Here is a 14,233-nt window from a genome sequence, read left to right on the forward strand (position 1 = left end):
AAAAAAATAAAAATCATTGGCATTAGTCCAAAATTTAAAATATTTATGAAAAGCATATTTTGTATCCTTTCAATACTTATTTTATCAAAATTCCAAGCGCAAAGCTGGAAAAACGATGAGCAGTATATTCAGAAATTCGCACCCTACGCCGTAGAGGAAATGGAAAAATACAAAATTCCGGCTTCCATCACTTTAGCACAAGGACTTTTAGAAACCGGTGGCGGACAAAGCCGTCTTGCCATTCAGGGCAATAATCATTTCGGGATTAAATGCAAAGAAGATTGGACCGGAAGGACGATGAAACATACCGATGATGCTCCGAATGAATGTTTCAGGGTGTATGATGATCCGCGGGAATCTTATGAAGATCACTCTAAATTTTTAGCTTTCCGGCAATATTATGTCAATCTTTTCAAACTCGACATCAAAGATTATAAATCTTGGGCACACGGGCTAAAAAAAGCAGGATACGCTACAAACCCGCGTTACGCCTATATTTTAATTGATAAAATCGAAAAGAATAGACTTTACGAATTCGATAATACCAATTCCAAAGAGGTTTTGTATACTATTTTGAAAATGTATCCAAGTTTGGAAAGCGACCGAATTTTTATGGCGCAATTGGATCAAAGCGAAGCGAAAACCAAACCTGCGACAGTAACAGTTCCGTACCAGCAAACTTCTTATGCGAAACAGCAACAAACCGTTAAAGAGTTAAAAACCGATGCCGAAATATTGAACTCCATTTTAGTTAAAAATCATCCGAATGGAGGAAGAAAATTTGTAGTACTTCCGGCTGATACTCAACTTTCTTTAATTTCCAAAAAATTCGGAATTTCTGAGAGTAAATTGATGAAATGGAATGAACTCGACAGCGGAGCATTGATGAGAAACGATATTCTCTTCCTAGAATCCAAAGCTTCAAGCGGAAATGTTGCCACTTACAAAACGAAAGTAGGAGAGACGATGCATGATATTTCACAAAAATTCGGCATTAAGCTTTCTAAATTATATTCGAAAAACAGAATGGAATTCGGGGATCAACCCAAAATCGGGCAACTGATTTACCTTCAAAGCAAAAAACCGCGCAGCTAATTCAACCACTTTAAAATTTAATTAAAAAATGTTATATCAAAGAAGTTCAGCTTTATTCGACGAAGCATATCAATATATTCCGGGTGGAGTGAATTCTCCGGTTCGGGCGTTTAAATCTGTTGGAGGAGTTCCTATTTTTATGAAATCTGCAAAAGGCGCTTATATGACCGACGCGGATGACAATACCTATATTGATTATATCAATTCTTGGGGACCTGCGATTTTGGGACATACCCATCCTGAAGTTTTAGAAGCTATTCAAAAGCAGGCTGAAAGCGGATTTTCATTCGGAACTCCAACCGAATTGGAAACCGAAATCGCTAAATTGATTGTAAAAAATGTTCCGAATATCGACCAAATCAGAATGGTTTCTTCGGGGACAGAAGCTTGTATGAGCGCCATTCGCTTGGCAAGAGGTTTCACGGGAAGAGATAAGATCATCAAGTTTGAAGGTTGCTATCATGGACATTCCGATTCTTTTTTAATTAAAGCAGGAAGTGGTGCTGCAACTTTCGGAAACCCAAATTCTCCGGGAGTTACCGCCGGAACCGCGAAAGATACACTGCTCGCAAGATATAATGATGCTGAACAAGTTGCCGATTTATTCCGACACAATCCGGGTGAAATTGCTGCGATTATCGTAGAACCAGTTGCCGGAAACATGGGCTGTGTGTTGCCTGAGAATAATTTCCTTCAAAATTTAAGAAAACTTTGCGATGAAAATGGTGCGTTGCTGATTTTTGATGAGGTGATGACCGGTTTTCGTTTGGCTTTTGGCGGTGCGCAAGAAGTTTTCAATGTGAAAGCTGATTTGGTAACATACGGAAAAGTGATTGGTGGCGGACTTCCGGTGGGAGCATTTGCCGGTAGAAACGAGATTATGGATCATCTGGCTCCGAAAGGCGGCGTGTATCAGGCGGGAACTTTAAGTGGAAATCCTTTGGCGATGAGAGCGGGTTTGACGACTTTGGAATTGATCAGAAAAGATGAAAATCTCTACCAAAACCTCAATAAAACTGCGGAAACCCTTGATTTTGAAATCGGGAAAATATTAAATTCTAAAAATATAGAACACCGAATCAACAGAAAAGGTTCGATGATGAGCATCTTTTTCCATGTGAATGCGGTTTCTAATTTTGAGGAAGCGGCGAATGCCAATCATTCGTTGTTCAATAATTTCTTTCATCATCTTTTGGCGAATGGAATTTACCTGCCGCCGAGTGGCTTCGAAACGTGGTTTATTTCTGCCGCGATTAAGGAAAATGAAATCGACCGAACTTTGGAAGTGATTCGCAAGTTTGAGTATTCATAAATAAAAAAGCCAACCGAAATTTTTCAGTTGGCTTTTTTTAAGTTTAAAATTTCATTAAGGTTTCGCTCTTTCATATTGATGCGGGAAAAAGCAATTGTCGTTATTTTTAAAAGAACCCCGAACTGGTAGGTAAGGGTTTCTAAGAATTTCGCGGGCGACAAAAATCAGATCAGCTTGTTTATTTTGTAAAATTTCCTCAGCTTGTTTTGCTGTTTTTATTAATCCAACAGCACCGGTTGCAATTTCCGCTTTTTTTCTAATGGATTCTGCTAATGGAACTTGGTAACCATCAAACAAAGTGATTTTCGCGCCATGAATGTTTCCGCCACTTGAAACGTCGATTAAATCTACGTTTTTTGTTTTTAAAATTGTAGAAAGTTCAATGCTTTGTTTCAAATCCCAACCGTTTTCGGCATATTCGGTTCCGGAAATTCTTACGAAAAGTGGATGATTTTCATCTAAAATTTCATTCACGGTATCAACAATTTCTAATAAAAACCGACTTCTGTTTTCGAAACTTCCACCGTATTCATCGGTTCGCGTATTCGATAAAGGCGACAAAAACTGATGAACAAGATAGCCATGCGCAGCGTGAATTTCAATCAAATCAAAACCTGCATCGATGGCGCGTTTTGCAGCTTCTTTAAAACTTTTAACCAAATTTTTAATCTCGTCCACGGAAAGTTCATGTGGAATTCTTTCGCTTTCGGAATAAGGAATCGGCGATGGAGCCACGGTTTCCCAACCTTCTTCCAGAGAAATTTGTTTTCCGTTCCAGGTAGAAGCTTTTCTTCCCGCGTGCGCTAGTTGAATTCCGATTTTGCTTTCGGAGTTTTCATGGACAAATTTCACGATTTTTGAAAGCGCTTTTGCCTGCTCATCATTCCAAATTCCCATGCATTTATGGGTGATTCTGCCTTCGGGAACTACGCCGGTTGCTTCCACGATGATGAGTCCGGTTCCGCCTTGTGCACGACTCGCATAATGCACAAAATGGAAATCATTGGCCATTCCGTTTTCGCAGGAATACATGCACATCGGCGACATGACCCAGCGGTTTTTCAATTCGAGGTTTCTTAGTTTTATAGGTGAATATAGCATATTTTTAAAGTTAAAATTTGACGTACAAATTAACGGTATTTTTCTCATTTTTGGATTTCCTTTCATTACAAAGTTTAGCAATGCTGTTTCGCAAATTTTCTTATCTTTACTCCCCAATTTTTTTTAATGGAAAAAGAATTTAAAATTACTTTTGAGACCATCGAAAACTACAACAGTCTAGATGAGACCGAAAAAAAACTTTTCGATGCCGCCCAAAAGATTCGCGAAAAAGCATACGCTCCTTATTCTGATTTTCATGTTGGATGCGCTATACTTTTAGAAAACGGAGAAATAATCAGCGGAAGTAACCAAGAAAATGCGGCATATCCTTCTGGTTTATGTGCAGAACGAACCACTATTTTTTGGGGGGCAGCAAATTTTCCTGGGATGAAAATGAAAAAACTATTTGTGATTGGAGCACCGAAAGATGCTGTTCATTCCGTTCCGATTCCGCCATGTGGCGCTTGTCGACAATCGATATTGGAGTATGAAGCCAAACAAAAAGAAGGAATCGAAATTTATTTTGCCTCCTTAGGTGGCGAGATTTACAAAACCAAAACAATTCGAGATTTATTGCCGTTTTCGTTTGATTCTTCTTACCTTTAAGTTTCTATTTATTTAAATTTATCCTTCGTAATTTCAAAGAAAATACAATGAGAATTGCAGCCATCGATATCGGGAGCAATGCAGCCCGACTTTTGATTAATGAAGTCATTGAACCCAAAAAAGGCAAACCGGAATTTACCAAGCTCAATCTTTTGAGGATTCCTTTGCGTTTGGGAATGGATGTTTTTGCGAAGGGAGAAATAGGTCCGGAACGTGAAAAAATGGTGATCGATTCGATGAAAATTTTCAGCGATTTGATGAAAATTTATCAGGTTGATCATTACCGAGCATGTGCTACCAGTGCGATGCGCGATGCAAAAAACGGTTTGGAAATCATTAACGAAGTAAAAAAAGCTTCAGGAATTGAAATCGAGATTATCTCCGGTGATGAAGAAGCAACTTTGATCTATGAAAACCATGTTGCAGAAGGCCTTGATAAGGATTTTGCGTATCTGTACATCGATGTTGGCGGTGGTTCTACCGAACTCACTTTCTACGAAGGCGGAAAAATGATTTATGAGAAATCTTTCAATATCGGAACCATTCGATTGCTCAATGGTTTGGTGACCGATGATCATTGGAAGCAAATGAAAGAAGAAATCCGAAAAAACATCAACAGCAAAAAACCTGTCGTAGCGATAGGTTCTGGCGGAAATATCAACAAAATATTTTCGATGAGCAAAACCAAAGACGGGAAACCAATGTCGACTGCTTTTCTGAAAAAATATTACAAAGAAATGAACGAACTTTCGGTGCCTGAACGAATGAGCCGATACGGCTTGCGCGAGGATCGAGCTGATGTTTTGGTTCCAGCTTTGGAAATTTTCAATAATGTGATGAACTGGAGTGACATCAGCAAAATATTTGTTCCGAAAATTTCAGTTGCTGATGGGTTGATTCATAGTATTTTTGATGGTTTGAAGAAGAAAACCATTACTAAACCCTAAATTTTTCGGTATTAATAAATCCTAAACAACCTATTATTCACAATTCTTTAAACTTGTGTTAAACATTCTCTTCCTTTTTAATTTGATTTTTGTGGAAATTTAAATTAAAAGTAAGAAAATGAGAAAACTTTATCTGATTCAACTCTTTCCGGTTATTTTTTCGCTGAGTTTTCAGTCGGTGAATGCACAAACTTTGGTGCATCACTGGAATTTTAACAACAATTCATCCGAAGCGGCCATCACAACTCCCAATGTTGCATTGGTTTCCGGAGCAAAATTGCAAGCTATTGCCGGTGGTACAAGTATCATCGATTTTGCTGGCGGAACTGGCCAGAATTTTAATGTTGAAAATTTAAACGCCAGAAACGGTGATGCATCAGGAACTCATTTGCGTTTCAATAATCCGATTGGTGGCGCATTACAATTCGATTTACCAACAACCGGCTACGAAAATGTGGTGGTGAAATTCACTACCAGAAGATCCGGATCCGGAGCGGGAACTCAAACTTGTTCGTATTCCGTTGATGGAACTAACTTCATACAATTTGCCACAATTCTTCCAGTGGACGGAAACCCAACTTTGCAAACTTTAGATTTTTCAAGTGTTGTCAATGTTTCCAATAATCCTAATTTTCAATTAAGAGTTGAATTTTCTGCAAATCCGGGTGGTTCCGCAGGGAATAATCGATTTGATAATTTCACTTTAGACGCAACTGTAGCTGGAGGTGCCGATACTACTGCTCCTGTTGTAACTTACACGCCTGTAAATAATGCAACCAATATTTCAACTGCGGTACAGCCGATAGTTAAATTTAATGAAAGCGTTCGACTCATCGATAATTCAGCAATTACCAATGCCAATGCGCAAAATCTTGTGGAACTTCGCGCCGGAAATTTAACCGGAAGTTTGGTACCGTTCACTACAACTTTTGCTAACAACGAAATCACGGTAATTCCTTCTTTAAGTTTGAATGTCAATCAGGTTTATTACCTCGCTTTGAAACCTAATTTGGTGGAAGATTTCAACGATAACGCAGTAGTTTCAGGAGGTTCAAGCAGTTTTACTACAGCCGGAACGTCGGTTTCTTTTGCTAAAAATTTCATTAAAGTAAATGAAAATACAGGTTCGCTTGTTTTTGATCTTAATGTCAATTCACCTTCGAATGCTTCGGTAGATTTGGCGGTGAAAGCTGCGCCTTTTAGCACTGCGAATTCGGCGGATTTCACTTTGGCTACACAAACTATTAATATTACGCCTTCTAGTCCTTCAACTTACAGCATTTCTATTCCAATTACTGATGATAATTTAGAAGAGCAACAAGCGGAATACTTTGTTTTAAGTTTAGAAAATCCTGTAGGGACAACGGTTTCTGGAAGTTTAATTTCTACAATTTATATTATTGACAACGATAAATTGGCACCAGTTCCGAACAATCAGATTTCCTTAAATTATGTTGGAAGTTTTGATCCTTCCGGAGCAAATAACAGCACGACAGAAATTGTAGTTCACGACCCGATTTCGAAAAAATTATTTACTACAAGCGCAATTACAGGAGTTTTAGATATTGTTAATTTCTCCGATCCTTCTTCGCCATCGGTTGTGAATTCAGTTGATATGAATTCTTATGGTGGATTAACGAGTGTAGCGGTAAAAAATGGAATTGTAGCTGTTGCATCTCCGAATTCGACTCCTCAAAATAATGGTTCTGTCGTATTTTTTGATACGAATGGAACATTTTTAAAACAAGTAACCGTTGGAGCTTTGCCTGATATGATTACTTTCTCACCAGATGGAACCAAAGTTCTTACTGCAAATGAAGGCGAACCAAACGCTGATTATTCCGTTGATCCAGAAGGTTCGGTTTCGATTATCGATATTTCTGGTGGAGTTTCTAATCTTTCTCAAGCGAATGTGACGACGCTTTTATTTACTGATTTTAATGCTCAGGAAGCTTCATTAATAGCTTCCGGAATCCGAAAATTGAAAGCTTCAAGTACACTTTCTCAGGATTTGGAGCCGGAATATATCGCGGTGAGTGCCGATAATCAGAAAGCTTTTGTAACCATTCAAGAAAATAATGCCGTTGCAGAAATTAATTTGAATACCAAAACCATCGCTGCACTTTGGCCTTTAGGTAAAAAAGATATGAGTTTGCCAGGAAACGGTTTCGATGCTTCCGATAATAACAACGAAATTTTGATCGCAAACTGGCCTGTGAAAACTTTTTATATTCCAGATGCCATTGCTACTTACAACGTTGGCGGAACTAATTATATCGTAACAGCGAACGAAGGTGACGAAAAAGAATTCAGCAATTTGAATGAAAGAACAACCGTTGGAGCATCAAGTTACAATTTAGATGCGGCAGTATTTTCACAAGCTGAAATTTTGAAAGCTTCTCATAATTTAGGAAGATTCAGAGTGACTAATTTGAATGGAAATACCGATTCAGATTCTGCTTTCGAAGAAATTAACGCGGTTGGTTCTCGTTCTTTTTCTATTTTTAATGCAGACACGAAACAAATCGTTTTCGATAGTGGCGACGATTTCGAAAGATACACCGCGCAGAATTTCGCGAGTATTTTCAACGCCGATCACGAAAGCAACACGCCGAAAAATAGAAGCCGCTCAAAAGGTCCGGAACCGGAAGGTGTAGCGATTGCAACAATTGCAAACCAAACTTTCGCTTTTGTTTCTTTGGAAAGAGTAGGCGGTGTGATGGTTTATAACATTACGAATCCAAATGCGCCTGTTTTTGTTGATTATAAAAACACCAGAAGCACTTCTGCATACGGTGGCGACAACGGTGCGGAAGGAATTATCTACATTCCGAAAACCGAAAGTGCAACCGGAAAAGGCTACATAGTAATTGCCAACGAAATCAGCGGAACTTTGACGATTTATGAAATTAATGATGATGTACTGGCTTCGAACAATGTTTCAAATAACGCGAAAACTTTCAGCATATTCCCGAATCCAGCACCGAAAGGCTTGGTTTATTTTAACAGAGAAGCTGATATTGAAATTCATGATGTGACAGGGAAACTTGTTCAAAAATCTCAAAAAGCAAAAACTATTGATACTTCTAAATTCAACACCGGAGTTTATTTGGTGAAAACTTCAGAAGGAATCGTGAAGAGAATTATTGTGAAATAATTATTATTTTTTTCAATCGAGCGAGGGTTCTCATTTTTGGGAATCCTCGTTTTTTTTAATTTTTAATGAAATTTTCCTTCAGAATTTTATCTTTTTCCCAGTTCAATGATTTCGAGGTTTTCAATTTTTTCACCGTTGATTTCAAAACGCATCATCGTGCGGGTTTTGTGCCATCCTTCTTTTCCGCAAGCTCCGGGATTCAGGTGAAGTAAATTATTTTTCTGGTCAAACATCGCTTTCAAAATATGAGAATGTCCTGAAATAAAAAGATTTGGCGATTCTTCAGCGATTTCTTTTTTAGCTAAAGGCGAATATTTCCCGGGATAACCACCGATATGAATCATTAAAACTTCCACATTTTCAACAGTAAAACGAGCAACTTCCGGAAAAATTTTTCTTACTTTTTCTCCATCGATATTTCCGTAAACGCCGCGCAAAGTGGTAATTTTTTCCAGCTTTTCAATCACTTCCGAATTTCCAAAATCTCCGCAATGCCAAATTTCATCGGCTTGTGAAGCGTAATCTAAAATTCGATCATCCATATAAGAATGAGTATCGGAGAGGAGCAAAATCTTTTTCATGGAAAGCAAATTACTCGATTTTTCTTGAATTTTACGGATTAAATTTTAGAAATTTGCATCAATGAGATATTTCATAGAATTTTCTTATCAAGGCAAGAATTATTTCGGCTACCAAATACAGCCCAAGGAAATTTCCGTTCAGCAAGAATTGGAGAAAGCACTTTCAACTTTGTTGCGACAAAACATCAAAACCACCGGTGCGGGAAGAACCGACACGGGAGTTCATGCTAAAAAAATGTTTGCTCATTTTGATTTCGATGGAGTGTTAGATGATCAATTGGTATATAAACTCAATAGTTTTTTACCTCAAGACATCGCTGTGAAAAAGATTTTCGAGGTGAAAGAAGATTTTCATGCTCGTTTTGATGCGACTTTTCGAACTTATGAATATTATATTTCGTTAGAAAAAAATCCGTTTACGCTGGATCATTCTTGGCAAATGTGGAAAAGAAAATTGGATGTCGATAAAATGAATGAAGCCTGCAAAATCCTCTTTGAATACAATGATTTCACGAGTTTTGCAAAACTTCACACCGATAACAAAACCAATAATTGTAAAATTTATAAAGCTTTTTGGGAACAAAATGGAACGGAATTGAAATTTACCATTTCCGCTGATCGATTCCTGAGAAATATGGTGCGTGCCATTGTAGGAACGATGGTGGAAATTGGAAACGGAAAAATAAAACCCGAACATTTAAGAACCATCATCGAAGAGAAAAACCGAAATTCAGCGGGTACTTCGGCGCCTGCGCAAGGACTTTTTTTGGTGGATGTAGGCTACAATTTTGAGTAAGATAACATTAAAATGAAAAAACAAAATACCTGGGATATTATTAAAAGACTGTTCGTGATCGGTATGAAATTCCGGACATGGTTTATTATTACCCTAATTATTTCTATCTTTTTATCGGTGATTTCTACATATCGACCGTATCTTACGATGCAAATTGTAGATTCCGATATCATTAAATTGCGAGATAAAGCTTCGATGATGAAGCATATTTATCTTTTAATTGCCTTGGTTTTTGGGGAAACGATTCTCAATTTTTTCTTGGTTTATTTTTCCAATTATATTTCCCAAAATGTGATTCGCGATATTCGGGAAAAGCTTTATCATAAACTCATTTATTTCAAAACTTCTTTCTTTGATAAAACTCCAATCGGGCAACTTGTAACGCGTGCAGTTGGCGATGTAGAAACGATTTCAACAGTTTATACTGATGGTTTTTTGATGGTTTTCGGAGATATTTTAAGGATCGTTTTCGTTTTGGTCATGATGTTTCAAGTTGATGTGCACTTGAGTTACATTTCCTTGGCAATTCTTCCGTTGATGGTCGTGATTACGAGATTTTTCCAGAAAAAACTCAAAAAAGCTTTCTCGGATGAACGAACTTGGACCGCAAACCAAAATTCCTTCGTGCAGGAAAGACTTTCCGGAATGACGCTTATTCAGGTTTTCAACAGACAGAAGGCAGAATTTGAAAAATTTGATCAAATCAACATCACTTTGAAATCCGCTTTGCTCAGAACGGTTTTCATTTTCTCACTCTTTTTTCCGGTGGTCGAACTGATTTCTTCCCTTTTCATCGGATTTGTCTTATTTTATGGTGGTTATATTACGATTTCGGCCGGTGTGGTGATCGCTTTTATTCAATATATTTCCATGTTGATTCGTCCGCTTCGACAAATTGCGGATCGTTTTAATAATATTCAAAGAGGAATTGTAGGTGCAGAAAGAGTTTTAGGCGTTATGGACGAAGATTTTTCATTAACCAACAACGGGAAAGTCGTTAAGCATCAATTCGACGGAAAAATTGAATTTAAAGATGTGAAATTTTCATACGATGAGAAACAAGAAGTTTTGAAAGGCATCAGTTTCAAAGTAAATCCAGGCGAAACCGTAGCAATTGTAGGAGCAACCGGCGCAGGAAAATCGACGATTATCAGCTTAATTACAAGACTTTATGATATTAATTCCGGGAAAATTCTTTTGGATGATGTCGCGCTGAAAGATTATGAACTTTATAATTTGAGAAGTCATATTGGAGTCGTTTTGCAGGATGTTTTCCTTTTCCATGGTAGTATTTTCGAAAATCTTTCGTTTGGTGACGAAACTGTAACTTTAGAAAAAATAAGAAAAATTGCCAAAGAAATTGAGGTAGATGATTTTATCATGAGTCTTCCTGGCGGTTACGATTATGTGGTGCGCGAAAGAGGTTCCTCGATTTCCTTGGGACAAAGACAATTGTTATCGTTTTTAAGAGCTTATCTTTCCGACCCGAAAATTTTAATTCTCGATGAAGCTACTTCTTCCATCGACCATGAAAGTGAAAAACTCATCCAAAAAGCAACGGAAAAAATCACCAAAAACCGAACTTCAATTATCATTGCTCACCGACTTTCGACTATTGAAAAAGCCGATAAAATCATTGTGATGGAACACGGAAAAATTGTGGAAGAAGGCAAACACATGGAATTGCTCCACAAAAATGGTTATTACGCAACATTGTACAAAGCCCAGCTGAAACATGAAGTTGAGGAAAGTGAATAAAAAAAGATCGGTTCTGAGTTGAGCCGATCTTTTTTGTTTTTTTAATGATGAAATTAATTTCCAACCACAGTTTTTGCGGTGACGAATTCTTTCAAGGCAATCATCGAAAGTTCGGTTCCGTAACCCGAAGATTTGGCGCCACCAAACGGAAGTCGCGGATCGGAACTGGTTTCTTTATTGATGCTCACTGTTCCGGATTGCAGATTTTCAATGAAAAACTGTTGACGTTTTTTATCTTTTGTCCACACCGCATTTCCTAAACCAAACGGAATGTCATTGGCGATTTTCAGGGCTTCTTGATCATTTTTTGCAATCATTACCATTCCGAGTGGTCCGAAAAGTTCTTCCTTCAAAATAGGATTTCCGGGTTTCACCTTGATTAATCCCGGTTGAAATTGGGTTTCGGAAATTCTTTTTAATGGCAAAATGATTTCTGCGCCGTTTTTTATCGCTTTTTTGTACTGGTTTTCCAATTCATCTGCCAAATCCGGACGAGCCATTCCACTGAGGTTGGTTTCTTTTTTCATGGGATTTCCGGGGATGTATTTTTGATATTCTTTAATGAAAATCGGCATGAATACCTTTTCCGTATTTTTTTGAATGATAAATCTTTTCGCGGCATTACACGCTTGTCCGCAGTTTTGAAGTCGGGCTTTAGCTCCACTTTCTGCTGCTTTTTTCAGGTGAGCATCATCCAAAATGATAAATGCATCGCTTCCGCCGAGTTCGAGCAAGGATTTTTTAATGTTTTTTCCGGCAATAGAAGCCACTTCTGCACCTGCTTTTTCGCTTCCGGTCAGACTTACACCTTGAACAATCGGGTTTTCTAAAACCGATTTCACTTCCGCATGTCCGATTTCTAAATTTTGGAAGATTCCTTTCGGAAAACCAGCATCAAGAAAGAGTTTTTCCATCATTTTTCCGCTTCCGAAACAAATTGAGGCATGTTTCAAAACTACCGTATTTCCTGCGAGAATCGCCGGAACCGCAAATCGAAGAACTTGCCAGAACGGGAAATTCCAAGGCATGACTCCCAAAATTACACCGAGCGGAGCATAGTGAACCTCCGAAACACGAAATTCGGTTTTGATTTTTTCGGGTTTCAGGATATTTTCAGCTTCGGCGTAATATCTCGTCATCAATGCACATTTTTTGATCTCTGCAATTGATTGGGAGATGGGTTTGTTCATTTCTTTGGTGATGTTTTTGCCGAACTTTTCTGCATCTTTTTCAAGCAAACCTGCTAATTTTAAGAGTAATTGTTGTTTTTTGGCAAAAGGAACTGTTCTCCATTCTTCAAATGTTTGCTGAGCTTTTGCTAATTTATTGTTTAAATTCATTTATCCTTTTTTTAAGATTAAAAAAAATAAAACGGAACCGTTTCTGGGATCACGTTTTCATAAGCAACAAATATACTAAAAGCAGAAAAAGTATTTTTAATCATAATATATATAAGAGTAGAATTTGATTTTAGTTTTTGCTGTGTTATGTCTTGATTGTTTTTTTTTATGAATGTAAATTTCTGCGGAAGAATTGTATTGAAATATGATTCTACATTTTGAAGTGGTATTAAATAATAAGTTTTTAGATAAATTCTTTTTGAAAGATTTGAGATTATGATAATTTTAAGTATTTTTGAAAAAATAAAATTTAATAAAAAATGAATACACCGTCGGAATTAAAGTACACCAAAGACCACGAATGGGTTAGAGTTGAAGGAAACATCGCAACTATCGGAATTACAGATTTTGCTCAAAGTGAATTGGGCGATATTGTTTTCGTAGATGTAGATTCTGTAGATGATGAACTTGCAGGTGGTGATGTTTTCGGAAGTGTAGAAGCTGTGAAAACTGTTTCCGATCTATTTTTGCCATTATCAGGAAAAGTTATAGAGTTTAATTCAGATCTAGAAGATCAACCAGAATTACTCAATACCGATCCTTATGGTAAAGGATGGATTATCAAATTAGAAGTTGCCGAAGGTGCAGATGCTGCAGAATTACTTACAGCAGAACAATATCAAGAATCACTTGGATAAAATATCAAAAACATTTAGTAAGATTTTGCCCATTTATTGGGCATTTCTTACTTTTATGCTCCTCAAGCCAGGAGTAGAAAACCAAGAATATCCTTTTATGTTTGAGGGTATTGATAAGGTTTTACATTTAAGTATCTTCACCATGTTGGGATTTTGCTTTATGGCAACTTTTCCCAAAATAAAATTTATGTCTTTTATACAAATCATGTTGATTTATGCGCTTTTAACCGAAATTCTACAAGATGAAATGGGTTTGGGCAGATCGTTGGAAGGCCTGGATTTAGTAGCTGACACGATTGGCGTGCTAATAGGTTACTTTATATTTGTTCGAGTAAAACGCATGAGTTTTTGAATATTAATAGGACTATTAATCCAATCCCATTCTTAGGAGTGGGATTTTTTTTTGGACGATATTTTAGGTAGTTTAAATTTTTGTAACAGAAATTCAACAAGTTGAACGAACCCAAAGAAAATAGTTTAGATAAAATTTCAGGATCAAGAAAAAGAGCGTATCTTTGCAATCCCAAATCGAGAGAAGAGGGAGCGAAGTAGAAGACTAAAGATTATGAGATCATGTTTGATAAATTTTTCAATCAAATGTTTGCTCATTAGAAAATAGTTTGTATCTTTGCAAACCCAAACGGAGAGATTTGTACGGGGAGCGAAGTAGGATTTAGATTGATTGAGGTTAAAGAGGATAAGCTAAGGCTTACGAAAAAAAGTTTTAAAATTTTCCTCAAAAAGATTTGGTCAATTAGAAAATAGTTTATACTTTTGCACACGCAAATCAGGGAATGAAACGACAGAAAAATTTCTCTGAAAAAAAGCGGAAGAAAAGAGAT

The 14,233-nt window shown here is 37.2% G+C and carries 12 protein-coding genes; 9 read left to right on the top strand and 3 right to left on the bottom strand.

Translation table 11 applies throughout. The features are described 5' to 3' along the window. Positions 1 to 45: 45 nt before the first annotated feature. Positions 46 to 1,095 (top strand): glucosaminidase domain-containing protein, encoded by a 1,050-nt coding sequence (locus NOV28_RS11085; RefSeq protein WP_255931072.1) that lies wholly within the window; start codon positions 46 to 48, stop codon positions 1,093 to 1,095. A 28-nt stretch (positions 1,096 to 1,123) separates the two neighbouring features. Beyond that, complete coding sequence (hemL, locus tag NOV28_RS11090; protein ID WP_255931074.1) at positions 1,124 to 2,407, top strand: glutamate-1-semialdehyde 2,1-aminomutase; 1,284 nt, start codon at positions 1,124 to 1,126, stop codon at positions 2,405 to 2,407. A 54-nt stretch (positions 2,408 to 2,461) separates the two neighbouring features. Here the strand turns inward: hemL and namA are convergent, their stop codons facing one another. After that, positions 2,462 to 3,508, bottom strand: a complete 1,047-nt coding sequence (gene namA / locus NOV28_RS11095) for an NADPH dehydrogenase NamA (RefSeq protein ID WP_255931076.1) — start codon at positions 3,506 to 3,508, stop codon at positions 2,462 to 2,464. A gap of 126 nt (positions 3,509 to 3,634) precedes the next feature. Between namA and cdd the strand changes: the two genes are divergently transcribed. The 3 genes from cdd to NOV28_RS11110 all read left to right on the top strand — a co-directional run bounded on the left by cdd (position 3,635) and on the right by NOV28_RS11110 (position 8,218). Further along, complete coding sequence (cdd, locus tag NOV28_RS11100; RefSeq protein ID WP_255931079.1) at positions 3,635 to 4,114, top strand: cytidine deaminase; 480 nt, start codon at positions 3,635 to 3,637, stop codon at positions 4,112 to 4,114. A gap of 47 nt (positions 4,115 to 4,161) precedes the next feature. Next, positions 4,162 to 5,061, top strand: coding sequence for a Ppx/GppA phosphatase family protein (locus NOV28_RS11105; RefSeq protein WP_255931081.1), 900 nt, complete (start codon positions 4,162 to 4,164; stop codon positions 5,059 to 5,061). A gap of 118 nt (positions 5,062 to 5,179) precedes the next feature. Further along, positions 5,180 to 8,218 (top strand): choice-of-anchor I family protein, encoded by a 3,039-nt coding sequence (locus NOV28_RS11110; RefSeq protein WP_255931083.1) that lies wholly within the window; start codon positions 5,180 to 5,182, stop codon positions 8,216 to 8,218. Between the two features lie 86 nt (positions 8,219 to 8,304). On the opposite strand, the gene NOV28_RS11115 is transcribed toward NOV28_RS11110, so the two are convergent. Further along, the gene (locus NOV28_RS11115) at positions 8,305 to 8,799 is read right to left on the bottom strand and encodes a metallophosphoesterase family protein (RefSeq protein ID WP_255931085.1); all 495 of its coding nucleotides are present in this window, start codon (positions 8,797 to 8,799) and stop codon (positions 8,305 to 8,307) included. Positions 8,800 to 8,860: 61 nt separating this feature from the next. Between NOV28_RS11115 and truA the strand changes: the two genes are divergently transcribed. Together truA and NOV28_RS11125 are read left to right on the top strand one after the other, a co-directional pair. Further along, on the top strand, positions 8,861 to 9,595 hold the full coding sequence (gene truA, locus NOV28_RS11120; protein WP_255931087.1) for a tRNA pseudouridine(38-40) synthase TruA: 735 nt from the start codon (positions 8,861 to 8,863) through the stop codon (positions 9,593 to 9,595). A gap of 12 nt (positions 9,596 to 9,607) precedes the next feature. Next, positions 9,608 to 11,353, top strand: a complete 1,746-nt coding sequence (locus NOV28_RS11125; RefSeq protein WP_255931089.1) for an ABC transporter ATP-binding protein — start codon at positions 9,608 to 9,610, stop codon at positions 11,351 to 11,353. A 53-nt stretch (positions 11,354 to 11,406) separates the two neighbouring features. On the opposite strand, the gene NOV28_RS11130 is transcribed toward NOV28_RS11125, so the two are convergent. Continuing rightward, on the bottom strand, positions 11,407 to 12,693 hold the full coding sequence (locus tag NOV28_RS11130) for an aldehyde dehydrogenase family protein (RefSeq protein WP_255931091.1): 1,287 nt from the start codon (positions 12,691 to 12,693) through the stop codon (positions 11,407 to 11,409). Between the two features lie 320 nt (positions 12,694 to 13,013). On the opposite strand from NOV28_RS11130, the gene gcvH reads away from it, so the two are divergent. Beyond that, positions 13,014 to 13,391 (top strand): glycine cleavage system protein GcvH, encoded by a 378-nt coding sequence (gcvH, locus tag NOV28_RS11135; RefSeq protein WP_255931093.1) that lies wholly within the window; start codon positions 13,014 to 13,016, stop codon positions 13,389 to 13,391. 55 nt (positions 13,392 to 13,446) lie between these two features. After that, complete coding sequence (locus NOV28_RS11140) at positions 13,447 to 13,743, top strand: VanZ family protein (protein ID WP_369413229.1); 297 nt, start codon at positions 13,447 to 13,449, stop codon at positions 13,741 to 13,743. Positions 13,744 to 14,233 lie beyond the last annotated feature (490 nt).

This window comes from Kaistella montana, assembly GCF_024436175.1.
GTDB lineage: Bacteria > Bacteroidota > Bacteroidia > Flavobacteriales > Weeksellaceae > Kaistella > Kaistella montana.